23 protein-coding genes, 1 tRNA gene, 1 other RNA gene and 7 pseudogenes are annotated in these 26487 nt (G+C 57.6%); 12 read left to right on the forward strand and 20 right to left on the reverse strand.

Annotated elements, in window-relative coordinates; all coding sequences use genetic code 11:
* From C8024_RS16090 to C8024_RS16110, 5 genes and pseudogenes are all read right to left on the reverse strand, one after another.
* Positions 1-395 (reverse strand): molecular chaperone DnaJ (locus C8024_RS16090; RefSeq protein WP_173207016.1); only part of this gene is annotated, 395 nt, incomplete at its 3' end.
* A gap of 46 nt (positions 396-441) precedes the next feature.
* An RNA gene (rnpB, locus tag C8024_RS16095) (RNase P RNA component class A) lies at positions 442-798 on the reverse strand.
* Positions 799-804: 6 nt separating this feature from the next.
* Positions 805-1496: pseudogene (locus C8024_RS16100) on the reverse strand (N-acetylmuramoyl-L-alanine amidase).
* Positions 1497-1517: 21 nt separating this feature from the next.
* Positions 1518-2159, reverse strand: coding sequence for a histidine phosphotransferase family protein (locus C8024_RS16105; RefSeq protein WP_173207019.1), 642 nt, complete (start codon positions 2157-2159; stop codon positions 1518-1520).
* A gap of 24 nt (positions 2160-2183) precedes the next feature.
* Positions 2184-2591 carry a M67 family metallopeptidase gene (locus C8024_RS16110; RefSeq protein ID WP_254306011.1) on the reverse strand — a complete coding sequence of 136 codons (408 nt, stop codon included), beginning with the start codon at positions 2589-2591 and terminating at the stop codon, positions 2184-2186.
* Between the two features lie 120 nt (positions 2592-2711).
* Here C8024_RS16110 and C8024_RS16115 point away from each other — a divergent pair, with 120 nt between their 5' ends.
* The 4 genes and pseudogenes from C8024_RS16115 (at position 2712) to C8024_RS16130 (ending at position 5912) form a co-directional block, all read left to right on the forward strand.
* On the forward strand, positions 2712-3584 hold the full coding sequence (locus tag C8024_RS16115; RefSeq protein ID WP_367947390.1) for an RluA family pseudouridine synthase: 873 nt from the start codon (positions 2712-2714) through the stop codon (positions 3582-3584).
* A gap of 74 nt (positions 3585-3658) precedes the next feature.
* A pseudogene (gene rpoH / locus C8024_RS16120) lies at positions 3659-4569 on the forward strand (RNA polymerase sigma factor RpoH).
* An 86-nt stretch (positions 4570-4655) separates the two neighbouring features.
* Positions 4656-5321 carry a monofunctional biosynthetic peptidoglycan transglycosylase gene (gene mtgA, locus C8024_RS16125; protein WP_173207025.1) on the forward strand — a complete coding sequence of 222 codons (666 nt, stop codon included), beginning with the start codon at positions 4656-4658 and terminating at the stop codon, positions 5319-5321.
* An 81-nt stretch (positions 5322-5402) separates the two neighbouring features.
* Complete coding sequence (locus C8024_RS16130; protein ID WP_173207028.1) at positions 5403-5912, forward strand: DUF805 domain-containing protein; 510 nt, start codon at positions 5403-5405, stop codon at positions 5910-5912.
* On the opposite strand, the gene clpX is transcribed toward C8024_RS16130, so the two are convergent.
* Both clpX and C8024_RS16140 read right to left on the reverse strand, forming a co-directional pair.
* Positions 5909-7180, reverse strand: a complete 1272-nt coding sequence (gene clpX, locus C8024_RS16135) for an ATP-dependent Clp protease ATP-binding subunit ClpX (RefSeq protein WP_173207051.1) — start codon at positions 7178-7180, stop codon at positions 5909-5911. The two genes, C8024_RS16130 and clpX, sit on opposite strands and share 4 nt — an antisense overlap.
* A 138-nt stretch (positions 7181-7318) precedes the next feature.
* Positions 7319-7941 (reverse strand): annotated as a pseudogene (locus C8024_RS16140) (ATP-dependent Clp protease proteolytic subunit).
* A 330-nt stretch (positions 7942-8271) separates the two neighbouring features.
* Between C8024_RS16140 and C8024_RS16145 the strand changes: the two are divergent.
* Complete coding sequence (locus C8024_RS16145) at positions 8272-8805, forward strand: ATP-dependent Clp protease proteolytic subunit (RefSeq protein ID WP_254306015.1); 534 nt, start codon at positions 8272-8274, stop codon at positions 8803-8805.
* A 106-nt stretch (positions 8806-8911) separates the two neighbouring features.
* On the opposite strand, the pseudogene tig reads toward C8024_RS16145, so the two are convergent.
* The 8 genes and pseudogenes from tig to gatC form a co-directional block, all read right to left on the reverse strand.
* Positions 8912-10467, reverse strand: a pseudogene (gene tig / locus C8024_RS16150) (trigger factor).
* A gap of 57 nt (positions 10468-10524) precedes the next feature.
* Positions 10525-10609, reverse strand: a tRNA-Leu gene (locus C8024_RS16155).
* Positions 10610-10762: 153 nt separating this feature from the next.
* Positions 10763-11386: a hypothetical protein gene (locus tag C8024_RS16160; RefSeq protein ID WP_173207053.1), complete on the reverse strand. Its 624-nt coding sequence runs from the start codon at positions 11384-11386 to the stop codon at positions 10763-10765.
* A 265-nt stretch (positions 11387-11651) separates the two neighbouring features.
* Positions 11652-11777 carry a hypothetical protein gene (locus C8024_RS22625; RefSeq protein WP_302051648.1) on the reverse strand — a complete coding sequence of 42 codons (126 nt, stop codon included), beginning with the start codon at positions 11775-11777 and terminating at the stop codon, positions 11652-11654.
* Positions 11774-12049: a hypothetical protein gene (locus tag C8024_RS16165; protein ID WP_173207056.1), complete on the reverse strand. Its 276-nt coding sequence runs from the start codon at positions 12047-12049 to the stop codon at positions 11774-11776. The genes C8024_RS22625 and C8024_RS16165 overlap by 4 nt, the downstream gene beginning before the upstream one ends.
* Positions 12050-12411: 362 nt before the next feature.
* A complete protein-coding gene (gatB, locus tag C8024_RS16170; protein ID WP_173207058.1) occupies positions 12412-13899 on the reverse strand; it encodes an Asp-tRNA(Asn)/Glu-tRNA(Gln) amidotransferase subunit GatB in 1488 nt (495 codons plus the stop codon).
* Positions 13900-14086: 187 nt separating this feature from the next.
* On the reverse strand, positions 14087-15571 hold the full coding sequence (gene gatA / locus C8024_RS16175) for an Asp-tRNA(Asn)/Glu-tRNA(Gln) amidotransferase subunit GatA (protein ID WP_173207060.1): 1485 nt from the start codon (positions 15569-15571) through the stop codon (positions 14087-14089).
* A 100-nt stretch (positions 15572-15671) separates the two neighbouring features.
* Positions 15672-15958 (reverse strand): annotated as a pseudogene (gene gatC / locus C8024_RS16180) (Asp-tRNA(Asn)/Glu-tRNA(Gln) amidotransferase subunit GatC).
* A 128-nt stretch (positions 15959-16086) separates the two neighbouring features.
* On the opposite strand from gatC, the gene C8024_RS16185 reads away from it, so the two are divergent.
* The 4 genes and pseudogenes from C8024_RS16185 to C8024_RS16200 all read left to right on the forward strand — a co-directional run bounded on the left by C8024_RS16185 (position 16087) and on the right by C8024_RS16200 (position 19900).
* The gene (locus C8024_RS16185; protein ID WP_173207063.1) at positions 16087-17211 is read left to right on the forward strand and encodes a DUF3089 domain-containing protein; all 1125 of its coding nucleotides are present in this window, start codon (positions 16087-16089) and stop codon (positions 17209-17211) included.
* A pseudogene (gene ruvX, locus C8024_RS16190) lies at positions 17208-17671 on the forward strand (Holliday junction resolvase RuvX). The gene C8024_RS16185 and the pseudogene ruvX overlap by 4 nt, the downstream one beginning before the upstream one ends.
* Positions 17672-17698: 27 nt before the next feature.
* A complete protein-coding gene (locus C8024_RS16195; protein WP_173207085.1) occupies positions 17699-18685 on the forward strand; it encodes an aspartate carbamoyltransferase catalytic subunit in 987 nt (328 codons plus the stop codon).
* Positions 18682-19900, forward strand: a pseudogene (locus C8024_RS16200) (dihydroorotase family protein). Before C8024_RS16195 ends, C8024_RS16200 begins: the two are co-directional and overlap by 4 nt.
* A 30-nt stretch (positions 19901-19930) precedes the next feature.
* Here the strand turns inward: C8024_RS16200 and C8024_RS16205 are convergent.
* The 4 genes from C8024_RS16205 to C8024_RS23675 form a co-directional block, all read right to left on the reverse strand.
* Positions 19931-21370, reverse strand: a complete 1440-nt coding sequence (locus tag C8024_RS16205) for an SPOR domain-containing protein (protein WP_173207065.1) — start codon at positions 21368-21370, stop codon at positions 19931-19933.
* A 58-nt stretch (positions 21371-21428) separates the two neighbouring features.
* Positions 21429-22010, reverse strand: coding sequence for a hypothetical protein (locus tag C8024_RS16210; protein ID WP_254306012.1), 582 nt, complete (start codon positions 22008-22010; stop codon positions 21429-21431).
* A gap of 87 nt (positions 22011-22097) precedes the next feature.
* Entirely contained in the window at positions 22098-22820 is a 723-nt protein-coding gene (locus tag C8024_RS16215; protein ID WP_173207067.1) for a ParA family protein, read from the reverse strand.
* 289 nt (positions 22821-23109) lie between these two features.
* Entirely contained in the window at positions 23110-23310 is a 201-nt protein-coding gene (locus C8024_RS23675) for a hypothetical protein (RefSeq protein ID WP_367947391.1), read from the reverse strand.
* Between the two features lie 38 nt (positions 23311-23348).
* Here C8024_RS23675 and C8024_RS16220 point away from each other — a divergent pair, with 38 nt between their 5' ends.
* Positions 23349-24098: an SPOR domain-containing protein gene (locus C8024_RS16220; RefSeq protein ID WP_367947392.1), complete on the forward strand. Its 750-nt coding sequence runs from the start codon at positions 23349-23351 to the stop codon at positions 24096-24098.
* Between the two features lie 7 nt (positions 24099-24105).
* On the opposite strand, the gene serB is transcribed toward C8024_RS16220, so the two are convergent.
* The gene (gene serB, locus C8024_RS16225) at positions 24106-24987 is read right to left on the reverse strand and encodes a phosphoserine phosphatase SerB (RefSeq protein ID WP_173207070.1); all 882 of its coding nucleotides are present in this window, start codon (positions 24985-24987) and stop codon (positions 24106-24108) included.
* Here serB and miaA point away from each other — a divergent pair.
* Positions 24980-25915: a tRNA (adenosine(37)-N6)-dimethylallyltransferase MiaA gene (miaA, locus tag C8024_RS16230; protein ID WP_173207072.1), complete on the forward strand. Its 936-nt coding sequence runs from the start codon at positions 24980-24982 to the stop codon at positions 25913-25915. The two genes, serB and miaA, sit on opposite strands and share 8 nt — an antisense overlap.
* A 118-nt stretch (positions 25916-26033) precedes the next feature.
* Positions 26034-26487: thiamine pyrophosphate-binding protein (locus C8024_RS16235; protein WP_367947393.1), on the forward strand; the 454-nt coding region annotated here is incomplete at its 3' end.

Genomic DNA, 26487 nt, shown 5'->3' on the forward strand with positions numbered 1-26487 from the left:
TTTTTCACCGTGTCGAATTCGACATCGGGGGTCAGATCAAAAATCTCCAGCGCGGTCATCTCATCGCGCGAGCGGCTGCCGTCGCCGGACCCCATCCAGCTGTAATGCGCCGCTTCCTGATAGGCATTGGCGTCGCGCTGCTCATCGGCTTCGCGCTTCTTGCGCTCTTCCTTGTCGAGACCCTCGAAATAATCCCAGCCCCGGTTATATTCCGCAGCGTGGGTCTGGCAGAAATACCAGCGTTCGGGACTGTTGGGGGATTTCGGCGCAGGACAATTGCCGGCTTCGTCGCAACCGTGCCGGTCACAAATCTTGACCTGCTGGGTCTCGCGCGAACTTTCGTAGCTTCCCCATCTCGGGAAACCCCAGTTATCTGATCGTTTTGCTTTTGGCATAGTCCCTATTCTAACAGACGAACCCTGCGACTTCCACCGCTAAGATAATACCAGAGGGTCCGTAAGCCGGGTTCTGTCCATCCGCCGAAACGGAATAGCCAGCCATTCATCTCGGCCATGCATTGCTGCGTGGCTCAAGCAACCAACCCGGGCAGCAGGCCGAAAAAGCCATATGCCGCCCCTATTTGGTTTTGCTCCAGGTGGGGTTTACCATGCCAGGGCTGTTGCCAGTCCCGCGGTGCGCTCTTACCGCACCCTTTCATTGTCACGTGACCGAAGCCGTCGCGACCTGCTTTCTGTTGCACTTTCCCTAGGGTTGCCCCCGCCGGACGTTATCCGGCACCTTCTAATCGTGGAGCCCGGACTTTCCTCGACAAACTGCCGCGGCTGGCCGACCCTCTGGTCCGCTCTATTTAGTGATTCCGCGCTCTCTGTCCAACATTAAAGACAAAAGCAGCGAGCGACACTCGCCATCGATCACGCCATCGATATTTTCTGGCCGGAAACGCCGCTGAAAAGCCACCACTGCTGCGGTCTGCTCGGATATATCATAGCCGAACCGTTCCAGCGCCAGCATGAAGCCGCCGTCGGTCCATGGCGGGTCGTTCAGCTTCACCGCCGGTTTTTCAGTGCGATACCGTGGCGCGCCAGGCGATCCCAGTCGAACAATTCGCCCGGATCCTGCTTGCGCGCCGGCGCGAGGTCGCTGTGTCCGATCACATTGGTCGGGGCGATATTGTGCCGTTGCACGATGCCATGCGCAAGACGGGTGACGGCATCCATCTGCTCTTCCGGGAAGGGCACATAACCCCATTCATGCCCGGGATTGACGATTTCGATACCGATGCTGGCGCTGTTCACATCACTGATCCCGCGCCAGAAGCCCCGCCCCGCGTGCCAGGCCCGTTTCTCCTCTTCGACCATCTGGACGATCTGGCCATCCTCGGTCACCACATAATGGGCCGAAACCTTGGCTTCGGGATTGGCCAGCCAGCTGATCGCCGAAGCCGCGTCCTTCATGCCGGTATAATGCATCACAAGAATGCTTATCGGCAGCTGGCGCTCGTCAAAATTGGGAGACGGCGTCCATATCGCATCCATGAAAGACCTCTCCTTCGCAAATCAGGCGGTGACGATAGCACCCAAAAGCAATTCTGTCGTCGATGGTGGCGAGATCCGCAAATCGCCGCCATTTTTCAGGGTCAGTTCCCGGGTCATCCACGCGCCCGCGGTCCGCGCGCTGAGATCGGCCTGCGCGATGGTACCATCCAGGGCAGATCGTATTCCCTCGTCAAGCGCGATCTTGTCGCCTTCTGCCCGGATAACGACCTCGACCCCCAGTTCCCCCTGCTCGGCACCGACATCCAGTCGTCCGCCCCGCACCAGGGTTTCCTTGGCAATTAGCGCGAGATTGAGGAGAATCTTGATCGCTTTCTTGGGCAAGGCCTCGCCCTGCAAGGCCCAGCCCAGAGTGATCTTGCCCGAATCGCCGAGCAGTGATTCAATCAGCAGCCGCGCCTCTGCCGGATCGACATTGTCGCCGAAACCGCCGGCAGCGCCAAAGGCGAGCCGGAAATATTTCAGCTTGTTGGCCGATACTCTGGCGCTGTCCGCGAGCAGATCCATGCAGCGATCGCGCATCACCGGGTCGGTTTCGCCTTCCAGCAATTCGAGGCCGTTGTTGAGCGCTCCGACCGGGCTGAGCAAATCATGGCATATTTTCGAACACAGCAGTGATGCCAGGTCAACTTCGCTATTCGACATATAAACGCGCCCTTAACTGTAATTTCATTCCGCGGCTGTTTGGCCTTTTGCACCAGTGCAATCAAGGGGGATCGCATTGAAACGACCATAAATTTCCCCGTTTTCAACCGCATGCCAGGCGGCGGCGTCCTGTCCGTTGAGGATCAGCCATAGCCGGCCATCGGGCGCAGCGCTGCCGGCGTCGGTCGGGGAAGGCTTCACCGGTCCGTTCGGGTGCGAATGATAATAGCCGACAATGGGCTCTCCGCCGCGGCGCTGGTCTCGTTCTGCGGCGATCAATATGGCCGGATCAATCTCGAAATGGCGCCTCGGATCGGCAGCGACATTGGGCGCGGACCGATAGGACCGGACCCGGCCCGCGCTGCCGAACAATATCCCGCAGACCTCCTGCTGCGCTGCCGCGATGGCGAGTTGCTGGAGTTCGGCCAACATCGCGCTTGATATAAACAGTTGCATGGCCCACATCTACGCGATGAACGCGGGGCAATCTACAATATCCGGAATCTTGCCGGATTCTCAGAAAAACAGCGTCTGGATGCGGCCCTGACAGAGGTGGTGGAAGGGCTTTCGCGCGAGCGCGTGAAATCGCTGATCTCGAATGGGAACCTGCTGGTCGACGGCACGGTCTTCACCGATCCTTCGGCCAAGAAACTGGCCGGCAAACCATTCGAACTGACCATTCCCGAACCGGTCGAAGGACCGGCCCAGCCTCAGGATATTCCGCTGGACGTGGTCTTTGAAGACACGCATCTCATCATCGTCAACAAGCCGGCGGGGCTCGTCGTGCATCCCGCCGCCGGACATGCCGACGGCACGCTGGTCAACGCGCTGCTACACCACTGCCGGGGCCAGTTGTCGGGGATTGGCGGCGTTTCCCGGCCCGGAATCGTCCACCGGATCGACAAGGATACGTCGGGACTGATGGTCGCGGCCAAGACCGATGCGGCGCATCAGGGCCTTAGCGCCCTGTTCGCCAAGCATGATATCGAGCGGCGCTATCTGGCGATTGTCAACGGCCGGCCCAATCCGCCCATGGCAACGATCGAGGGGAGCATCGGCCGGAGCAATGTCAATCGCAAGAAAATGGCGGTTGTCGGCGACGACCGGGGCAAAGCGGCAATGACCCATTATACAGTCAAGGAAATGCTCGACGGCGCCGCGCTGGTCGAATGCACGCTGGAAACCGGACGTACCCACCAGGTCAGGGTCCATATGACCCATATCGGGCACAGCCTGATTGGTGACCCGCTCTATGGCGCTGGTCGAAAATCATTACTTTCCCGGCGAAAAGATATTCAATTTCGACGCCAGGCGCTGCATGCTGCTAGTCTTGGATTTGTTCACCCGATAACGGACGAAAAATTGATGTTTTCTATCGATTTCCCGGACGATATGCAGGAACTATTCATGAAGTTGCGTGTATAAGTAACACACCTTATATCGCTTTTGACCAAAGGGTGCTTGATGAGGCCTGGCGGCACAACAAAGAAGGAACGAAAATGGCTAATGGTAGCAATGTTCCGGCCAAGATCCCAGCCTTAGGGGGGATGCAAGCCTGAACCGATATCTTTCGGAAGTTCGCAAATTTCCGATATTGACTCCCGAACAGGAATATATGCTGGCGAAACGCTATTCTGAGCACAAGGATCAGGAAGCAGCAGCCCAGCTCGTCACCTCGCATCTGCGACTCGTTGCCAAGATTGCAATGGGCTTCCGCGGCTACGGCTTGCCCGTGTCGGATCTGATTTCCGAAGGCAATGTCGGCCTGATGCAGGGCGTGAAGAAATTCGAACCCGATCGCGGTTTCCGCCTCGCAACCTATGCGATGTGGTGGATCCGTGCATCCATTCAGGAATATGTGCTGCGCAGCTGGAGCCTCGTTAAAATGGGCACGACCGCGGCCCAGAAGAAACTGTTCTTCAACCTGCGCCGGATGAAGAATAATCTCGATGCGTTTGAAGACGGTGATCTGTCACCGGAAGATGTGCAGAAAATCTCCACCGATCTTGGCGTCGCGGAGCATGAGGTGGTCAATATGAACCGCCGCATGTCGATGGGCGGCGATGCGTCGCTCAACGTCTCCCTGTCGTCCGAGGACGGCGATGGCGGCCAGTGGCAGGACATTTTGGAAGACGACGGCCCGCTGCACGATGAATCGATCGCTGCCGCACAGGAAGCCGATTTCCGTCACGAAATGCTGACCGAAGCCATGGGTTCGCTGAACGAGCGCGAGCAACATATTTTGGCTGAACGCCGCTTGTCGGAAGATCCCAAGACGCTGGAAGACCTGAGCAAGGTCTATGAAGTGAGCCGCGAGCGCATTCGTCAGATCGAAGTTCGCGCGTTCGAAAAACTGCAAAAGGCGATGCTCCGTATCGCCGGAGAAAAGCAGCTTCTGGCAGCGAGTTGATCGCCGGGCACGACTCCGGTCCGAACTAGCGAAGCGCCCCGAAACAGAAATTGTTTTCGGGGCGTTTTGCATTTAGGCTGCCCCTCATGCGGGCGATCAGATTTCTCTTCAAATTTGCTGTCTATTTCATTCTGATCACGGTGGCGTGGGTCGGGATTTATGCGATTGTGCCACCACCGGTCACCGCGACCATGATTCTGGACGAAAATGGCATCACCAAGGACTGGACGAGCTTCAGCGATATTTCCCCCAATATGGCACGCGCCGTGATTGCTGCCGAAGACAGCAAATTCTGCAGCCACAACGGTTTCGACACCGAAGCGATCCAGAAAGCGATCCAGCGGAACGCTCAGGGCGGGCGGATAAGAGGCGGGTCGACCATTTCGCAACAAGTCGCGAAAAACGCCTTTCTCTGGCAGGGCGGCGGATTTTTCCGCAAGGGGCTGGAAGCCTATTTCACCTTCCTGATCGAGACGATCTGGAGCAAGCGCCGGATCATGGAAGTCTATCTCAATATCGCGGAAACCGGCATCGGCACCTATGGCGTGCAGGCTGGTGCACAGCGCTATTTCAAAAAGGACGCGAAGGATCTGACCAAGATCGAAGCGGCACGCATCGCAGCGGCCTTGCCCCTGCCCAAGAAGCGCGCAGTTAACGGCGCCAGCGGCTTCACCCGGCGCTATGGCAATACGATTGCGGCGCGAATCAATGTGGTGGCCAACGAGGGGTTGGACAGTTGCATCTACAAATGACCATTTCCCGGAGAAATGGAATGCAAATTTCACACGTTCCGACATCGAGATCCGTGGCATCAGTTAGCTCAAGGAAATATCATGAACTTCATTCGAAATAATCGAATTGGACGGTTTAACTATTTGATATTCCTACTTATCCTGAGCCTGGCCTGGGTTGGCATAGAGTTCCAGATTTTTGGACGATTGAATCTGATGCTAAACCTTGGCTTTCGCTCTGATCCGGCAAATTGGGATAGTCAGGATATTCGACTAACGGCATTGCAAATAATATCTGATGGATTGTTGGCATTGTTCACCGTGCGTCGTTTACATGATGCAAACCGCAGCGGCTGGTTTTTGAGCGTCGCTATAATAGGGTTAGTTTTGGCGAGCTATGTTCATATAGGATTCGTCATTGCCGTCGTGATCTGCGTTTTGGTGATACTTTTCCTACCCAGCACGATCGGTCCGAATAAATACGGCCCCGATCCTCGCGGATGGAAAAGTCGCGAGCAGTTTGATGAGCAAGAAAAGATGCTTGCAGAACAGCAGAAAAATAGGTTCGGAATTTTATTCGGGAAACCAGCCAAGCTTACTGCCAACAACTAAGCCGCGTCTTCCTTCTTCGCCTTGGCACTCTTCGCAATCACCTTCACCGGATCCTTGGTCCCGGCGACAACATCCTTGTCGATCACGACTTCGTCCACGCCTTCGAAATCGGGCAGGTCGAACATAGTGTCGAGCAGGATATTCTCGACGATGGAGCGCAGACCGCGAGCACCGGTTTTCCGTTCGATCGCCTTTTTGGCGACCGCAACCAGCGCGTCTTCGGTAAAGGTCAGGCCGACGCCTTCCAGCTCGAACAATTTGCTATATTGTTTCACCAGCGCGTTTTTCGGTTCCTGAAGAATCGTTACCAGCGCATCGATATCAAGATCCTCGAGCGTCGCGATCACCGGCAAACGGCCGACAAATTCAGGGATCAAGCCGAATTTCAGCAGATCTTCGGGTTCGCCCTGGGCCAGCAGCTCACCGACACGACGTTCTTCCGGAGCGGCGACATGGGCGCCGAAACCGATGGATTTTCCTTCCAGACGGTCACCGATGATCTTTTCCAGACCGGCGAATGCACCGCCGCAGATGAACAGGATATTGGTTGTATCGACCTGCAGGAATTCCTGCTGCGGATGCTTGCGGCCACCCTGCGGTGGAACGCTGGCGGTTGTGCCTTCCATCAGCTTCAGCAAAGCCTGCTGAACGCCTTCACCGGAAACATCGCGAGTGATCGACGGATTTTCCGCTTTCCGGCTGATCTTGTCGATTTCGTCGATATAGACAATGCCGCGCTGGGCCTTCTCGACATTATAGTCGGACGCCTGAAGCAGCTTGAGAATGATATTCTCGACGTCCTCGCCGACATAGCCGGCCTCGGTCAATGTCGTCGCATCGGCCATGGTGAACGGCACATCAAATGTCTTCGCCAGGGTCTGCGCCAATAGCGTCTTGCCGCAGCCGGTGGGGCCAACGAGCAGGATGTTCGACTTTGCCAGTTCGATATCGCCGGATTTGGCGGCGTGGTTGAGGCGCTTGTAATGATTGTGGACAGCAACCGACAGCACGCGTTTCGCGCGTTTCTGTCCGATCACATAGTCGTTCAATACGTCGCAGATTTCCTGCGGCGTCGGGACTTCACCGTCCTTGCGGCCGGTAGCGGCACCCTTGGTTTCCTCGCGAATGATGTCGTTGCAAAGCTCTACGCATTCATCGCAGATGAACACCGTGGGTCCGGCAATCAGCTTGCGGACTTCATGTTGGGATTTGCCGCAGAAAGAGCAATATAAGGTGCTCTTCGAATCAGATCCCGTCAATTTCGTCATAAAAAGTCCTTTAAACCGGCCTATATTCTATATCTAACCGCCATATCGCAAATTGCCACCGCTTTTTCGCGGCTTTTCCGGCGAATAGGCAAGTCTATCAAATATGGCTTAAATTTCGTTTAGAGCCGCACCAACGGCTTATTTGGTATCTTCCGACGGCACGGGACGCTTGTTATAGACTTCATCCACGATGCCGAAAGCCTTGGCCTCGTCGGCTTCGAGAAATGTATCGCGATCCATGGCCTTCTCGATCTCTTCGACCGATTTTCCGGTATATTGCGCGTAAAGTTCATTCATTCTTGCACGGATACGCAGGATTTCCTTGGCCTGGATCTCGATATCCGATGCCATGCCCTGGGCGCCGCCGGAAGGCTGATGCACCATGATCCGCGCGTTGGTGGTGGCCATGCGCATGCCCGGTTCGCCGGCTGCCAGAAGGAAGCTGCCCATCGAGGCCGCCTGACCGACGCAAACCGTACCGACGCGGGGCCGGATATATTGCATCGTGTCGTGGATCGCCATGCCGGCGGTCACCACGCCGCCTGGCGAGTTGATGTAGAGATAAATATCTTTCTTGGGATTTTCTGATTCCAGAAACAGCAATTGTGCGGTGATGATTGAAGCCATGCCGTCCTCGATTGGGCCGGTAACAAATACGATCCGCTCGCGCAGCAGTCGGGAAAAATGTCGAAGCTGCGTTCGCCGCGGTTGGATTGTTCGATAACAACCGGGACTAGAGCGTCTGTGATCGGATCATGCATGTTGTGGGTCGTCCTGTTTTTATCTCTTTTGCGCCTGTCTTCAGCGTCGCCACTACATCGGGATTATCGCCGAATTGTTCAAGGGCTTTAACGATCTTGAGCAAGAATGATTGCCGCCAATAAAAATACCTTGTCGAGACAAGGATCATTGTGCACCATCCCGGCTATCCCTACATGTTATGCAAGGCAATGCTGATCGTTCCGTGATCGGTGCCAGTCGAATTTCCATCTGCGGAGTCAAGAATGATAACCACCAACAGCCCGATTACACCCTTTTACAACGAAGAGGACGAGGAAGAGAACAAGTCCGGTGGCCTGCCCGGCGCCATGATGACGAAATTTCTGGAAGCCCGTACGATCATGATATTCGGCGGCATTGACCAGAAGCTGGCGGAGCGGGTCTCGACGCAGCTGCTCTATCTCGACCATGTCAACAATGATCCCATTCGCATCTTTCTGAATTCTCCCGGCGGTCACGTCGAATCGGGCGATACGATTCACGATCTTGTCCGCTATATCAGCTCACCGGTCGCCATGATCGGAACCGGCTGGGTCGCGAGCGCCGGCACGCATATTTTCCTCGGCGTTCCCAAGGAACAGCGCTTCTGCCTGCCCAATACCCGGTTCCTGATCCATCAACCATCCGGTGGTGCCGGCGGCAAGGCATCGGACATCGCAATTCAGGCGCAGGAAATCGTCAAGATGCGCGAAAGACTGGCGCGGATTATCGCGGACGAAACCGGACAGGACGTCGAGCGGGTCCGCAAGGATATTGATCGCGATTACTGGATGAGCACCGAAGAAGCCAAGGAATATGGCATTCTCGGCACCGTGATTGACAAGGCTAGCGAAGTCATCATCTAACGAGGGCTGGCGCGCTCCATTGGCAGCCAGATCTCGTTGATCGCAACCCATAAAAAGCCGGACAGGTTCACCCTGCCCGGCTTTTTTAACGTCCCGACGGGATAGATTATTTCTTGGCTGGTGCCTTTTTGGCAGCCGGCTTTTTCGCCGCCGGCTTCTTGGCCGCCGGTTTTTGGCTGGAGCCTTCTCGGCAGCGGCCTTGGCCGGAGCCTTTTTCGCTGCAGCCTTCTTGGCCGGTGCCTTTTCGGCATCATCCTTCTTGGCAGCTGGCTTTTTCGCAGCGGCTTTCTTGGCTGGCGCCTTTTTCTTGGCTGCCGGCTTTGCTTCGGCTTCGTCTTCTGCCTCGATCGCGGCTTCCAGCTCTTCACGCGTTACCTTGCGGTCGGTGATTTCGGCCTTTTCAAACAGGAAGTCGACAACCTTGTCTTCGTACATTGGTGCGCGAAGCTGGGCTGCCGCCATCTGGTCCTGCTGGATATACTGGACGAACCGGTCGCGGTCTTCCGGACGATATTGCTGGGCCGCCTGCTGGATCAACATGCCCATTTCCTGCTGGCTGACTTCGACGCCATTGGCCTGGCCGATTTCCGAGAGCAGCAGTCCAAGACGGACACGACGCACCGCGATATCGCGATATTCGTCTTTCTCGTCTTCCATTTCCTTGCGGGCCGCCTCCGGATCTTCTTCCTGGGCCGCTTCCTGCTCGAGCTGCTGCCAGATCTGGTTGAATTCGGCTTCGACCATGCCCGGTGGCACTTCGAAATCATGGCTGGCTGCCAGCTGGTCCAGAAGCTTGCGCTTCATATGGGTCCGGGTCAGGCCGTTGAGTTCCTGTTCGATCTGGCCCTTGAGCAGTTCGGACAGCTGGTCAATGCCTTCCAGACCCATGGATTTCGCCATTTCGTCGTCGGCTTTTGCCACCTTCGGCTTCTGCACTTCGGCAACAACAACGTCGAACGTCGCGTCTTTGCCCTTGAGGTCCTCGACATTATAGTCGTCGGGGAAGGTCACCTTGACGAGCACTTCGTCATTGGCCTTCTTGCCGATCAGCTGGTCTTCGAAGCCCGGGATCAAACGGCCGGAGCCCAGCTCGATCGCCATGCCTTCGCCCTTGCCGCCTTCAAACGGCACGCCGTCAACCTTGCCTTCAAAATCGATCAGGCACTGGTCGCCGGTCTGCGCCTTGTAGGTTTTGGGTGCGGTTTCGAACTGTTTCTGGCTTTCGGCGAATTTCTGCAGCGCTTCATCAACGGTTTTCTTGTCCGCTTCCACCTGAAGGCGTTCGAGTTTCAGACCGTCGACCGATGGAGTCGGAACATCCGGCAGGATTTCCAGATCGAGCTTCACATTGGCGTCCTTGCCCGGCTCATAGCCTTCTTCAAGGTCGACATTGGGCTGCATCGCCGGACGGAGATTATTGTCCGTAATGGTTTTCTCGATGCTTTCTTGGATCGAGCTGGTCAGCGCGTCCTGCATCAGGGCGTCATTGTGCATCTTGCGCACAAGATTGGCCGGAACCTTTCCTTTGCGGAAGCCGGGCATATTCACCTGTGGTGCAAGCTTCTGCACTTCGGCTTCGACCCGCGATTCGATATCCTTCGCGGTAATCTTGATTTCATAGGCCCGTTTCAGACCTTCGTTCAGCGTTTCAACAATCTGCATGACTATCCTTCTGGTGCCTTCATATTCGATGTGTAACGATAGATATTGCAACTAACTTGGTGCGGGCGAAGGGACTCGAACCCCCACACCCGAAGATACCAGAACCTAAATCTGGCGCGTCTACCAATTCCGCCACGCCCGCCCAGCTAAGTCGTCAAAACTCTATCGAAGTACGATTGACCCGCGCGCCTAGCCGAAAGGCTCGTTGAGGGCAAGTGGGGTTTGAAATTCTAATCGACCAATTGCCGAATCAGCCTGGTCACGGGCCATAGGGCCTTGCCTGCCCGACCCCGCTTCACTCAACCACAGCGTCAGAGACAATGGCGTCCGCTTCCGTGACCTCAGCTTCTGCGGCACTTTCTGGCGCAGGTGATGCGGCCAGCGCTGCTTCAGCAGCCGCGACGCGCGCCGCTTCTTCCTCGGCCTTGATATCAATCACCTGGTCACGCTCATATCTGAACAGGCCTTCGACCGGTCCCATTCTGCTGACCATCGCCCGATAGACATTATTCAGCTTGCCCGAGGGCGCAAATTCCGCACGTGCGGCGGGATAGGATGAAAGAGAATCGGGCAATCCGAACTTGACCGGCAATTTCAGCCAGCGCAACGCCTTTGAATCGGGAGAGTTCTCCTGCAAAAGCATCGGCCCGAGAAGCGCTGTACCGCCATTGTCTAATGCGGGTGCATTGGTCAGGAAATTGCCCAGATCCGTGATCTGTCCGGCCCTGACCGAAAATTTCACGCTGCCCATGCAATAGCAGACACCAGTCGTCGCCGCACCGGGGACGCTCAATACCGGGCCGAAATAATTATAATTGCCCGGTTCGACTTCGATCATATAGCTGAAGACAGGATTTTCCTTGTCGGACTTGTCCTTGGAGAAAACAAACTGGGGACCAAAGCTGACCGAATTCCACAATTCGATCGGTCCGATCGAGAATGTTTCGGCGGTTGGTTCGACCGGCTTCTTGCCGGGGCGGCTCGCCCTGGATTCGGTCAGGCCTTCCCATCTTTTAAGTTCCCGAACATATTTGCTTTTCGCCTTCTCGAACTGTTCGGTCCACTCGGCCTCGTAGGCCGCGATATTTTCCTGACCGGGTTCCTTGATGAAGACACCCCATTGTCGGCTGTTTCCGTGCAGGAATATATATCCCTTGCTTTCGTCAAACAGGAATTTGCCGTTTTCAGATTTTTTCTTCGACGGAATCGAATTCGATATTCCGGCTCTCCGCCTGAGCGGGACCGGTTGCCGCCAGAGCGATCAGGGGAAGCAAGAGGATTGCGAATTTCCGCGTGATATTGTTTTTCATTTTTCAAGCACCTCGCCTGCCGGTTTCGGGCCGGATATTACCTTGGCCTGGATCAAGAAATATTCCCGGCGCTTGTCGTCATTTGCTTCGCCGAAGCCTTCCTCAAAATGGAATTTCTGCCACCGCTCCTTTTCGAGGCCGTATCGGTCATAGCCCTTGAAGGCCATGCAGTTGCGAAGATTGACGCGACGGACCCGGCGGCGCTCGGCAGAACCGAAAATGGCATCCGCCACCAGTGAGCCGATAATGCTACCGGCCGCGCTGCCCAGCATGCCGGCTTGCGGCGAATAATAAGAGACGCTGGTGCTGTAATAGCCCGCGCCGCGCGCCAGGGCATCGCATTCGTTTATATCGCCGAAGGCAACGTCAAAGCTCGTGTCCGGCCGGTGGAAGAAGAAATATTTGTCGTAAACCCTGATATCCGCTTCGGTTTCTTCAAATTGCAGATCGGGATATTCGATCGCAGCAATTTGGTCTTCCGAAAAACCTCCAGCGGCGGCTCCGATTTGATCGCCTGCCCCCAGGCAGCCTGTGAAATACTAGCCGCCGCGATGAATATCGCAAAATTCCGCACTGAATAACCTCCCCCGAAATCCATTATAGATTTCAGGGGACGCTATTTGCATTCACCGCTTCAATCAAGGACCTTCTTCAATAGTTCATTCACCACCTGCGGATTGGCCTTGCCCTGCATCGCTTTCATCGTCTGGCCGACGAAGAAACCGAACAGCTTGTCTTTGCCGTCGCGATACTGGGCGACCTTGTCTTCGTTGGCGGCCATGACGTCGGCGATGACTTTTTCGATCGCGCCGGTGTCGGATTCCTGTTTCAGGCCCTGTTCCTCGACAATCTTTTTCGCGCCGTCGCCCGTTTCGAGCATGATCTCGAAGACCTGCTTGGCGATCTTGCCCGAAATCGTGCCATCGGCAACCAGGCTGAGCAATTCAGCGGCCTGTGCCGGGGAAACCGGGCTATTCTCGATGTCGAGTCCCATGCGGTTGAGCGCGCCGAACAGTTCGGACGTTACCCAGTTGGCGGCGCTGCTGGCGATTTTTTCAGGCTGGTCGGTGGTTTCGAGCAGCTCCTCAAACCACAGGGCCGTTTCATGCTCTGCGGTCAGCACTGCGGCGTTATAGGCGCTCAGGCCGAGGACATTCTTGTAACGCGCGCGCTTTTCGTCGGGCAGTTCCGGCAGGCTCGCCTTGCAGTCGAAAATGAAGTCATCTTCCAGCTCCAGCGGCAACAGGTCGGGATCGGGGAAATAGCGGTAGTCGTGCGCATCTTCCTTCGAGCGCATAGACCGCGTTTCGCCCTTGTCCGGATCGAACAGGCGGGTTTCCTGCACGACTTCGCCGCCATCCTCGATCAGGTCGACCTGACGCTGGGCTTCATATTCGATCACCGCCTGGATGAAGCGCATCGAGTTGACATTCTTGGTCTCGGTGCGGGTGCCGAGCTCGCCGCCGGGCTTGCGGACGCTGACATTGACGTCGGCGCGCATCGAGCCCTGTTCCATATTGCCGTCGCATGACCCGACATAGCGCAGGATCGAGCGGAGCTTGCGGACATAGGCCGCCGCTTCCTTGGGCGAAGTCATATCCGGCTTGGAGACGATTTCCATCAAGGCAACGCCGCAGCGGTTGAGATCGACATAGGACATGGTCGGATGCTGGTCATGCATCAGCTTGCCGGCATCCTGCTCGATATGGATACGCTCGACACCAATCGCCTTGCCATGGGCGTCGGGATCTTTCTCGTCGAGCGAAATCTGGATCACGCCCTCGCCCACGATCGGATGGTAAAGCTGGGAAATCTGGTAACCCTGCGGCAGATCGGCGTAGAAATAATTCTTGCGGTCGAAGCGGGAATATTTGTTGATCTGCGCATTGATCGCGAGACCGGTGCGCACCGCCTGACGGACGCATTCGCCGTTCAGCGTCGGCAACATGCCGGGCATGGCGGCGTCGACCAGACTGACCTGCGTATTCGGCTCGGCGCCAAATTCGGTGGAAGCTCCCGAAAAGAGCTTTGACTTGGATGTGATCTGGGCGTGGACCTCGAGGCCGATCACGACCTCCCATTCGCCGGTTCCGCCCTGGATACGATATGTTGATTCAGTCATATGGATTCTTCCGCTTAATTCTTCCATGCAGGAGCAAGTTATTCCACCAATCAAAATACCTGCTGAAATTATGCAATTGAAACGTTAGTAGGCAGTATATCCACAGTATTGCAGCCCAGACGGTCCACAATAAAACAGACAATATCGGCTTAAAAACCAATTCATTGATTAACTCGCCCAGCAAATTTCACCACCACTGTTCCGGTTTCGCCACGAATCCAGCCCGTTCCTCGATTGCCAGACCTGCGTTGAACACGCTCTGCTCATCCAGCGCCTTGCCGATGATCTGTAGGCCGAGGGGCAATCCCTTGCCGTCCAGTCCGGCTGGGACCGACATCGCTGGCAATCCGGCCAGTGAACTGGGCACGGTGAACACATCGTTCAGATACATGGCCAGCGGATCGTCGCTTTTCTCGCCCAGACCAAAGGCTGCGCTTGGCGCGGTTGGCGTTAGCAACAAGTCGCAGCTGTTCCAGGCCTTGTCGAAATCCTGCGAGATCAGCGTGCGGACCTTCTGCGCCTGGGTATAATAAGCGTCATAATAGCCGGCGCTCAGCACATAGGTGCCGATCATGATCCGGCGTTTCACTTCCGGTCCGAAACCGGCTTCGCGGGTGGCGGCATACATGTCCTGCAGCCCTGCCCCGTCCGGCAGATCGCGCAGACCGTAGCGCACGCCATCATAGCGCGAGAGGTTGGACGAAGCTTCGGCCGGTGCGATGATATAATAGGCGGGCAACGCATATTTGGTATGCGGCAGCGAGACATCGACGATGGTCGCGCCGGCATCCTTGAGCATTTCGATGCCCTTCTGCCACAGCGCATCGATTTCGGCCGGCATATTGTCGACCCGATATTCCTTGGGAATACCGATTTTCTTGCCCGCGAGATTGCTGTTGAGCGCCGCCTCCCAGTCGGGGACGGGCAGGTTCAGCGAGGTAGAGTCCTTGGCATCGAAACCGGCCATGGATTCGAGCATGATCGCGCAATCGCGGACATCATGGGCCATCGGACCGGCCTGATCGAGCGAACTGGCAAAGGCAATCGTGCCCCAGCGCGAGCAACGGCCATAGGTCGGTTTGAAACCGGTGATGCCGACGAATGCGGCGGGCTGGCGAATCGAGCCGCCGGTGTCGGTGCCGGTGGCTGCCGGGGCGATATGTCCCGAGACTACCGCTGCACTGCCGCCCGATGAACCACCGGGAGCCAAATCGACGTTACCGCCGTCATTACGCCGCCAGGGTGAGATCACATTGCCGAAGGCGCTGGTCTCGTTCGACGAGCCCATGGCGAACTGGTCCATGTTGAGCTTGCCGAGCATACCGGCCCCGGCCTTGAACAGGTTGGACGATACGGTCGACTCATATTGCGGAACAAAGCCTTCGAGAATCAGGCTGGCTGCGGTGGTCGCGACGCCCTCGGTGCAGAACAGGTCCTTCATGCCGATCGGAACACCGGCCATCTTGCCGAGCGTTTCGCCGTTGGCCTTCGCCTTGTCGGTGGCTTCCGCCGCCGCCAGAGCATGTTCCGGTGTTTCGACCAGAAATGCGTTCAATGGCTTGGCCGCGCTGACGCGGGCAATGAAGGTCTCTGCGACTTCCTTTGCGGTGAATTCACCATCGGCAATGCCGCTGCGGATATCGGCGATACCCATTTCAAATATTGCGGTCATAGCACTGGCTCCGTTCGTGCTGAGCTTGTCGAAGCATTGGTGTTTGCCGCCGGGCCCTTCGACAGGCTCAGGGCGAACGGGTTCTGTTTCGGCAGCATCATTATTCAATCACCTTCGGAACGGCAAAAAGCCATGTTCGGCAACCGGCGCATTGGCCAGTATCTTGTCGCGAATCTCGCCATCGGTGACGACATCCTCGCGCAGCCGCAATTTGTTCGGGATCACCGCCGTCATCGGCTCGACCTTCGAACAATCCACTTCGCCCAGTTGCTCGACCCAACCCAATATCTGGTTGAGCTCGGGCACGAAGGCGTCCGCTTCGGCTTCGGTAATCGCGATCCTCGAGAGGCTGGCGATCTTTTTGACGGTTTCCTTATCGATTGACATGACTCATTCTTTTCAGGTTCATCTTTTTTCGGGTATTTTGGATTTTTATTGTGTACCGAGCGCCGCTAGCACTGGCGCGGAGCGGCTTCAAGCGGATTGAAGCGGCAGTATATAGGTTGGAGTGTCATTTGGCCCGTAAATTTCTCTATTTTGTCGCAGGCATGGTCATTCTCGTGCTCGCCGGCGCATTTGTTTATCAGGTCTATGGCGACGATCTGATGGAAGTGGCCTTTGTGCCCGACACCGAATTTGCGGCGCAGGAAGTGCTGGAAACCAATGTTTATGCCGATACCGCGATGTGGCTGGCGCGGCCCGAGCTGGTGAAAGACAACCCTGCCCTGTGGCTTCCAGAAGGCTATGAAGACAGCGAGCCTGCGCTACCCGAATCCGCAAAGGCCGCCGTTTTCTTCGTTCATCCGACGTCCTTCCTGAAAAAGGATCACTGGAACGCGCCGCTCGATGATCAGGAATCGCAGGATCGGGCACGCATTTTCCTGCGCGGGCAGGCCAGCGCCTTCAATGGCATCGGTAACGTCTGGGCTCCGCGCTATCGCCAGGCTACCCTCGGCGCGTTTCTGACCACAAAGCCCGAAGGCCAGCAGGCGCTGGACGCGGCCTATCGGGATGTTCTGGCGGCCTTTGATTATTTTGTTGCGGAAATCCCCGGTGACCAACCGATCATCCTGGCCGGGCACAGCCAGGGCAGTCTACATCTGACCAATTTGCTCAAGGACCGGGTCGCGGGCACGCCGCTCGCCAACCGGATTGTCGCTGCCTATGTCGTCGGCTGGCCGGTTTCGGTGGATACGGACATTCCGGAAATGGGTCTCGATATTTGCGAAGCACCCGATCAGACGCGCTGCATCATGGCCTGGCAGAGCTTTGCCGAACCCGCGGATTATGGCCGGATCGTGGACGTCTATGACTTGACCATCGGCTTCAACGGCGAGCCGCGCAAGGATACAAAGCTTCTGTGCAGCAACCCGGTCAACGGCGATGTCAACTCATCCTCTCCGGCTTCAGCCAATCTCGGCACGCTGGTCCCGAATGACGATCTGAGCGAAGCGAGCCTCACTGTCGGATCGGTACCGGCAAAATGCGATCCGCGCGGTTTTCTGCTGATCGGTGACCCGCCCGAGCTTGGCCCCTATGCCCTGCCCGGCAATAATTATCACGTTTATGACTATAGCCTGTTCTGGGCCAATATTCGCGCCGATGCGCGCCGGAGGATGGCGGCATTTCCGGCACGCTGATCTCTGATGATGTCGCCGCCTTTGCGCAGGCGCTGCCCGGCGGCGGCCGGTTGCTCGGTCTCGATATCGGCACCAAGACCGTCGGCATGGCGCTGTGCGATTCGCACTGGACCTTCGCGACGCCGGCGGAAACCATCGAGCGGCGCAAATTTTCCAAGGATCTGGAACGCATCAAGACGGTGATTGCCGAACAGAATGTCGTCGGACTGGTCGCTGGTCTGCCGCTTAATCTCGACGGCAGCCAGAGCCCGCAGACCCAGGCGGCACGCGCCTTTACGCAAAATCTCAAACCTCTCGGCCTGCCGATTCTCCTGTGGGACGAACGCTGGAGCACCCAGGCCGTCACCCGCGATCTGATTGCGTCGGACGTCAGCCGGAAAAACGGGCGAAGGTCGTCGACAAAATGGCCGCCGCCTATATTTTGCAGGGCGCCATCGACAGGCTTGCCGCGCTGCCCTGATGACTCTATAGAACCCGCTTTAATGACATCGCAAAAACCGCATCGTCGCAGACCTTTCCAGCCGGATCGGATGCTTTTCCTCATCGTCATCTATTGGGTATCGCCGGGCTGCAGCCCTGGGAGATATTATTCTTGCTGGAAGAGGCCAAGCAATGGGTCGATCTCAATAAGAAATCCAGCAAACATGCCGACAAGCTTGATGGCCTGACCGTCATCAATGCGTTTTTCGAAAACAGCACCAGAACGCTGCTCTCCTTTGAAATTGCCGGAAAACGCATGGGCGCTGATGTCGTCAACATGCACGCGGCGCAATCGAGCATCAAGAAGGGCGAGACGCTCATCGATACGGCGGTCACGCTCAACGCGATGAAGGCCGATGCCATCGTTATCCGCCACGGCAGCTCTGGCGCGGTGCAGCTAATTGCCGACAAGGTCGACTGTCCGGTGCTCAATGCCGGCGACGGGCGCCACGAGCATCCGACCCAGGCTTTGCTCGACGCGCTGACCATCCAGCGGCGCAAGGGCGAGATCAGCGGGCTGACCGTCACCATCTGCGGCGATGTGATGCACAGCCGGGTGGCCCGGTCCAATATCTATTGCCTGACCACATTGGGCGCGAAAGTAAGGGTCTGCGCACCGCCTTCCCTGCTGCCCGCCGACCTTGACCGGTTCAATGTCGAGGTCTTCACCAATTTTGACGAAGCCCTGGAGGGCAGCGATGTGGTGATGATGCTGCGGCTGCAGAACGAGCGGATGAACGGGGATTTCATCCCCAGCCCGCGCGAATATCATTATCTTTACGGCCTGACCCGGGAGCGGCTGCAGCGTGCCAACGACAATGCCCTGGTGATGCACCCCGGCCCGATGAACCGCGGCGTCGAGATCGACAGCGAAGTGGCCGACGATATCGAAAATTCTGCGATAACCGAACAGGTCGAAATGGGGGTTGCCGTGCGCATGGCCTGTCTCGACATATTAACCCGCAAGTCCCGCGGCGTGGAGGGCTGGTCATGAAGAAGATATTCACCAACGCCCGCCTGATTCTCCCGAACGCAGAGCAGCCGACGGAAGGCCATCTGGTCGTCAAAGGTGAACGCATCGCTGCGGCGGATGATGGTAATGACGGGGAAAGCGGCGAGACAATCGACTGCAAAGGCAGGCTTCTCGCGCCCGGCATCGTCGATCTCGGCGTTTTGCGATCGACAAGCCGGCATTCCGCTTCGGCGGGATCACCCGGGCGGCGCTGATGCCGGATCAGGCCCCGATCCTCGATCTGCCCGCGATGATCAAGCATAATGCCGTGGAGGGAAAACCGGATCTCTGGTCCCATCCGATCGCGGCGGCCACCAAGGGGCTTCAGGGCAAACAACTGGCCGAGATCGGCCTGATGCAGCGCTCCGGCGCCAAGGCCGTGGCCACCGGCCGGCAATGGATCGCCGACAGCGGAATCATGCTGAGGCTGCTGCAATATTGCAAATCGCTGGACCTGCCGCTGATCGTGCACAGCGAGGACGCCGGTCTGACCGGCGATGCGGTCGCGACCAATGGCGAAACCGCAACCCGTCTGGGATTGGCCAGCGCCACGGCTTCTGCCGAATCGGTGGCGATTGCCCGGGATATCGCGCTGGTCCGCGAAACCGGTGCCCATGTCCATTTCCGTCAGGTCACTACGGAAGCCGGCCTTGAGCTGATCCGGGCGGCAAAATCCGAAAAGCTGCCGGTGACCTGCGGCATCACCCCTGCCCATCTACTCTTGTCCGACATCGCGATCAGCGATTTCCGGACATTCGCGCGGCTTTCTCCGCCGCTGCGCAACGAGGACAATCGCCTCGCCTGCGTTGAAGCTGTGAAAGACGGCACCATTGACGTGATTTCTTCCGGCCATGACCCGCGCGGTCCGGAAGACAAGCGCCTGCCCTTTGCCGAGCTGCGCCGGGCATGGCCGGGGCGGAAACTTTGCTGGCGCTGTCTTTCACGCTTGTCCGCGACGATATGATTTCAACCGGGCGGCTGTTCGATCTGTTGTCCGCCAATCCGGCAAGAATATTGGGGGTCGAGGCCGGGCTGCTGAAAGCGGGATATGAAGCCGACTTCATCCTGATCGACGAGGATGCGCCGTGGCGGGTGGACACAAGGAAAATGGCAGCGGCTGCCGGCAATACGCCGTTTGACGGCCTGCCGGTCCAGGGCCGGGTAACGGCCATATATAAAGGCGGCAGAGCTTATTAGCCCGCCGCCTTTATCACGTTTCTGGATTGCCTAGCGCGAAGCGAGTTTCTTGGGGGCCTGGCTGGCCATGCGTGAAGGCGCAACCTTGTTGATGCCCGTCGCATGGCGCACGATGCAATTGCCGCCCTTGGCCTTGATACCGTCACACATCGCTTCGGCGGTTTGCGCATTGCCAAAGCCGATGGCTGCCAGCCGGTAAAGCGTCCGTCCCTTCACGTTGACTCGTGAGCTGGCATATTGGAACGACTTCAGGTCGCTGTTTCTGGCCGACAAAATTCCCCAGGCGCGCTTGGCGCTGGCTGGCGAGGAAAAAGCACCGAGCTGGACCAGATGGGTACCGGAGGTCGAGACCACGGTTTGCGATTCCGGCTGATAAGCCGTCTTCTGCAATATTGGTTTGGCGGCTGGCGAATTCTGTAAGCCGGCGGTTTTTACCGGTGCAGGCTTGTCGCGTTCGACAACAAAATTGGCGGGCGTCGCAGCGAGAGCCGGCTTGGCCTGTGCCTTGGCTGCCGGGGCCGTTGCCTTGGCAACCGCGCTGCTGGCCGGTAATGCAACCGACGCAACTTTGACATTATTTTCCTTGGCGAGGAAATCGACATCGGAGCCGGCTTTTGGTGCTGGTCCGACGGCCGGCAGCGGCGTGTTGCGATCGAAGCTGGCGACTTCGCGCCCATAATCCTGCTCGGGCGATGCAGCGACGTTGGTCGGCGCAAAATTCAAGCGAAGCGCCAGTTGCGCTGGTTGACCCGGATCATTGGCGACCGGAGTCACGTTCAGCACGGTGGCAATGCGGGTCTGATAAGCGCCGGGGCGAGCCATCTGGGCCCATTCCATGACCCGTTCATTGACCGCAGCCGGTGCCACGTCCTGGACTGCCATCAACTTGGCTTCTTTCCAGCGACCATCCAGCGCGTAAGCCAGACCGAGATTCTGGCGGGTACGGCCCGTGACATTGGATCCGCGGATCGCCTGCTCGAGAACCTCAATGGCGGTCTTGCTATCGCCGGCCAGCGCCAGGGCGAGGCCATAGTCGGCAGCCGGAATATATTGGCGATTGTTGACGACAAGGGTTTTCGCCTTGTCCGCCTTGCCCTGCCCCAGCTGCGCGAGGCTAAGGCTCAAAATGGTGCGCGCGTCTCTCTTGCCGAGTTCCATCGCGTCCTGGAAACTGCGTTCGGCAGAAGCCATGCGTCCGGCGGACAGATAGGCTTGGCCCAGAAGCGCCCGTGTCTCGGGATCGCTGCCGACACCTGCAACCGAACGCTCGGCATAGGCGATCGCAGCTTCAAGATCGCCTTTAGCCAAGGCCTTTTCGGCCTTCTTGGCATATTTCGCACCGTCTTTGACCGTTGCCGGCTTGCTGGACATGGATGCGACCGAGCCGCCGCCAAAGGGACCGCAGCCTGTCAACACGGTGGCAAACACCATGGAGGAAGCAGCCATTTTCAAAATTACATCGCGTTTCATTTTTATGCCCTCGCAATAAAAGTCAGTCTTTCCGTTCTAAATTCTCTTCTCGCCCGATTCAGACAGAACCGCGCGACGGAACGCGTTCGGCCAGATCATCCAGTTCGGGGATCGTCTTCAAATATTCGTCGACAGCCCTAGTCACCAATTGCTGGGCCGAAATATTCTTGACCGCGGTTGCCAGGCGCAGTTTCAAATGCCGTTCGGGATCAAGACGGAGAGTGAATGCCGTTTTGGCCTTGCGCGTCCGGGATTTCGTAGCCGGGCGGGGCTTTCTGGGTTCGGCCTTCGGGAGCCTTGCGGATTCCAGCACCGATGGCCTTTCGGCCAGCGTTTGAACGTCCCGCGAAATCGACAATGGAACAGGCGTATCGCCGGCATTTTCCGCGTCCGTTTTGGTGGAATCCTCGGTCGAAGGCTTCACCCCCAACTTGGCGGCAATTTCCTCCTGCTGCTGCCGGACGGCGGCACCGGGATTCGGAATCGCTCCGGCCAGGGGATTGTGAATATGTTCAACCGGATGCGCGTCATGATCGGGATCGACATCATAGCCCATGTCATCCCAGCCCAGGTCTTCATGGATTGCGCCATCAAGGTCGGAACCATGGTCTGGGAAATTCGTGTAGCCCTGACGACGCATCGCCGGTTTTGCACCGCCCTTGCGAGCAGCAGGCTGGACGAAAGGGATGCAAGGGGTTTGGGATCGCTCATTTTTCAGCCTCTCCCATCACGAACCAACCACACGGCGGCCAAAATTGCCACCGGGTCGCTGCATGCCAGGATTGACATTCTGTGCCATCGCCGGAGCGCTGAATATCGTCCGGCGGAAATTTTTCTCGAGCCGATCGGAAATATAGGACCAGAGATGGACGACTTCCTGCGCCGAACGGCTTTTGGGATCGACTTCCATCACGGTCCGGCCATCAATCATCGAACCGGCAAAGTCGGTGCGGTGATGGACCGTAATCGGTGCAACCGTACCGTGCTGGGACAAAGCGACCGCTGCTTCGGATGTGATTTTGGCTTTCGGAGTCGCGCCGTTGACGACGAAAAGCAGGGGTTTTCCTGCCCGCTCGCAAAGATCGACGGTAGCACCAACCGCTCTGAGATCATGCGGACTCGGGCGGGTCGGGATAACGATCAGTTCGGCAACCGAGATAACGCTCTGGATCGCCATGGTGATGGCCGGTGGCGTATCGATGACGGCGAGCTTGAAGCCCTGCTGGCGCAATATCGCCAGATCGGAAGCAAGACGCGACACCGTGGTTTGGGCAAAGGCGGGCAGCTCGGCTTCCCGCTCGTTCCACCAATCGGCCAGTGACCCTTGCGGATCAATGTCAATCAACACGACAGGACCTGCCCCGGCCAGTTGTGCCTGCACAGCCAGATGACCCGACAAAGTCGTCTTGCCGGAACCGCCCTTTTGCGAAGCCATTGCTAGAACTCGCACGCTCTTCCCCTTGTTCAACCACGGCAATCACTGCCTGAAAATCTCTAATCTGCGGCTTTTGTGACAGAACAGGGCTAAAATAGGGTTAACAGGATCGAGGGGAATTTTGCGCTGGCGCGATTATCGGTTACATTCTCCGGCAGAGGATTCCCGAGCCGCCTCTCCAGTTTTTACTAGACTTGAAGAGTCTCAGGGGTTTAGCAACATGCAAACGGTTGATAAGGCGCTAGTTTTGAAATCTGATTACCGAGGAAAATCCATGAAAAAGGCCCATAATTCCATCGCACCGTTATTCGGTCTGGCGCTGATCCTGGGTGCGACACCTGCTCTGGCGGATGTGAAGGACGGCGTCGATGCGTGGGGACGCGGGGATTTCCAAACGGCGATCAACGAATGGCGCGGGCCCGCCGAGCGAGGCGATGCTGATGCGCAGTTCAACATGGGCCAGGCCTACAAGCTTGGCCGCGGCGTTCCGCAGGATCTGGCCCAAGCGGAAAATGGTACAAGAAAGCAGCGGATCAGGGCCATTTGCAGGCCAATGACAATTATGGCCTGGTGCTGTTCCAGGGCAATCGTCGCAGCGAAGCCCTGCCTTATCTTCAGGCATCAGCGGAACGCGGCGAACCGCGGGCGCAATATGTACTGGGAACCGGCCATTTCAACGGAGATTTTGTCGAAAAGGACTGGATCCGGGCCTATGCGCTGATGACCCGCGCCTCGGCGCAGGACTTGCCTCAGGCAACCTCCAATCTGGCACAAATGGATCGCTTCATTCCAGTCGAGGACCGGCGGCGGGCGGTCGAACTGGCCGGCCAGATGGAACAGGATGAAAAGCGGGTCAGAACCGCGCAAATCGGCGGCTTGCGCCCGGCACAGTCCAGCGGAGCGGTACAGACCGCCCAACTGCCGCCATCCCGCCCTGCACTGCCCGATCCGGTGCCATCGGCCGGCCCGATCACTCCTGGCGTGACCTATGCGCCTTCCCCGCAGCCTGCGCCGGCAGCGCCTGTCGCAACCGCAACAGCGCCGGTGCAGACCGCCACCAGTGGCGACTGGCGCGTGCAACTCGGCGCGTTTAGCGACGAGAACAAGGCAAAAACCCTCTGGACCAAGCTTGAAGGGAGCGTTTCCGCCCTTTCCGGGTTGCAGCCCTATCTGGTCAGGGCGGGCGGCATCACGCGCTTGCAGGCAGGACCGTTCGAAAGCCGGGCGCAGGCCGATTCCCTGTGCGGTCGTGTCAAGGCTTCCGGCAATGACTGCATTACCAAGAAGCGGTAAACCGGACCTATTGCGAAACCCACTGGTCCGCGGTAATGCCCTGAATATATAGCAGCGCCGTAAGATCATTATAGCGGATCGCCACATCAGCGGCCTGCGCAGCCTTCGGTTTGGCGTGATAGGCGACACCCAGCCCGGCTCTTTGCAACATCGGAATGTCATTCGCCCCGTCGCCGACGGCCAGACAGGATTGCAGTGAAAGCCCGCCATCCTGCGCAGCGGATTGCAGCAGCTGGTCCTTGCGGGCAGAATCGACGATCGGCCCGTCCAGCCCGCCGGTCAGCAAGCCGGAGGATTCGCCCAGCACATTGGCATGAAAGGACTCAAAACCAATGGCTTGCGCGACAGGCTTCGCAAATTTTGTGAATCCGCCCGACACCAGGATAGTGGTCGCACCTACGCGGGCCATGGTCCGGACCAGGGTTTCGGCGCCCGGCATGATCCTGACCCGTTCATCGAGGCATAGCTGGATCGCGGCGGTCTCCAGGCCCTTGAGCAGCGCCACCCGGCCGCGCAGCGCCTCCTCGAAATCCAGTTCGCCCTGCATCGCGCGTTCGGTGATGGCGGCGATTTCCGACTTGATGCCGGCATAATCGGCCAGTTCATCGATACATTCGACCGTGATCATGGTGCTGTCCATGTCGGAAATCAGGAGTTTCTTGAGACGATTGGCTTCCGGCTGCACTGCCACATCGATATCGCCATCTATCTCTTCCAGATATTTCCGCGCCGTGCCCGGATCGCCGTTGAAGAAAATATCCAGCACCCGTCCGTCGATCAGGCCGGACTGGCGCGCGATGGTGACATCAGCCTCGCCCAGGCGGGCGATCGCCGACTGAATATCTCTCTCATTCAGGGATTCTTTTGCTATGAGCGTGGCGATGAACATGATTTCTCCGAAACAGGACCAGAATGTTGCGCTGGTCGTAGGTCCGACGGCCAGCGGCAAATCCGCCTTGGCATTGGACATTGCCAAAAAGCAACCCTCGGTAATCATCAATGCCGACAGCGCGCAGGTCTATCGCGATCTCACCATATTGAGCGCGCGCCCGACCCGGGACGAGATGCAAGGCGTAGAGCATCAGCTGTTCGGCTATATCGACGGCATGGAGGCCTGTTCTGCGGCGCGCTGGGCGAGTGAAGCCAAGACGGCAATCGCTGCAGCGCACGAACGCGACCTGCTGCCGATACTGGTCGGCGGCACCGGACTCTATGTCCGGATATTGCTCGAAGGGATCGCGCCGATTCCCGAAATCGATCCCGGTATCCGGCAGGAAATCCGTAAAATGGAACTATTGGAAGCATATCGCGCGCTCCAGGAGCTGGATCCGGTTTCGGCGGACAGGCTGAACGCCAGTGACACCACCCGCATTCAGCGGGCGCTGGAAGTGGTCCGGTCGACCGGCAAGACGCTCGACCATTGGCAAAGGCACAAGACAGGCGGAATCGGCAACCGGATCAGATTGCATCCGCTGGTGCTGCTGCCGCCTCGCGAATGGCTCTACGAACGCTGCGACAGGCGATTGCACATGATGATCGAGCGCGGCGCGCGGGAAGAGGTCGAACGGCTGCTGGCCCGCAATCTCCCTGGCAATCTCCCGGTCATGCGGGCGATCGGTGTCACGGAAATCGCGGCCTGGATAGCGGGCGATATCAGCAGGGAATTCGCTATCGAACGGGCCCAGATCGCGACCCGCCAATATGCCAAGCGCCAGTATACGTGGTTCCGCAACCAGAGCCCGCCCGACTGGCACCGGGTAGAAAGCATGGATAATATCAATATCGATGATATATTTGATATTATATTACGCGATTAGGCCTTGACATAACATATTCAGATATGTAGCCAGCCCCGAATTGATAAAGCCTTGCCTATTGTGTTGCAGTGCATCATGGCGGGCCAGCACGCGTAACAGACAGTTGATGGAGCATGATGTGGCCGAAAAAAGCGGCGCCGATATATTGGTCGAAACCCTGCTGGATCTGGGTGTGGATACCGTTTTCGGCTATCCGGGCGGCGCTGTGCTTCCCATATATGACGCGCTCTACGAGCACCCCCGGATAAAACATATCCTGGTCCGCCACGAGCAGGCTGCGACCCATGCGGCGGAAGGCTATGCCCGCTCTACCGGCAAGCCTGGTGTCGTACTCGTCACATCCGGTCCGGGCGCGACCAATGCGGTCACCGGCATCACCGACGCGCTGATGGACAGCATTCCGATGGTTGTCATCACCGGCCAGGTTGCAACCAATCTGATCGGCACCGACGCCTTCCAGGAAGCCGATACGGTCGGCATCACCCGCCACTGCACCAAACATAATTATCTGGTGAAAAAGCCTTCCGATCTGGCGCAGGTTGTCCAGGAAGCCTTTCACATTGCTACCCAGG

The sequence above is a fragment of the Sphingopyxis sp. BSNA05 genome (assembly GCF_013265645.1).
In the GTDB taxonomy this organism is placed as follows: Bacteria; Pseudomonadota; Alphaproteobacteria; order Sphingomonadales; family Sphingomonadaceae; genus Parasphingorhabdus.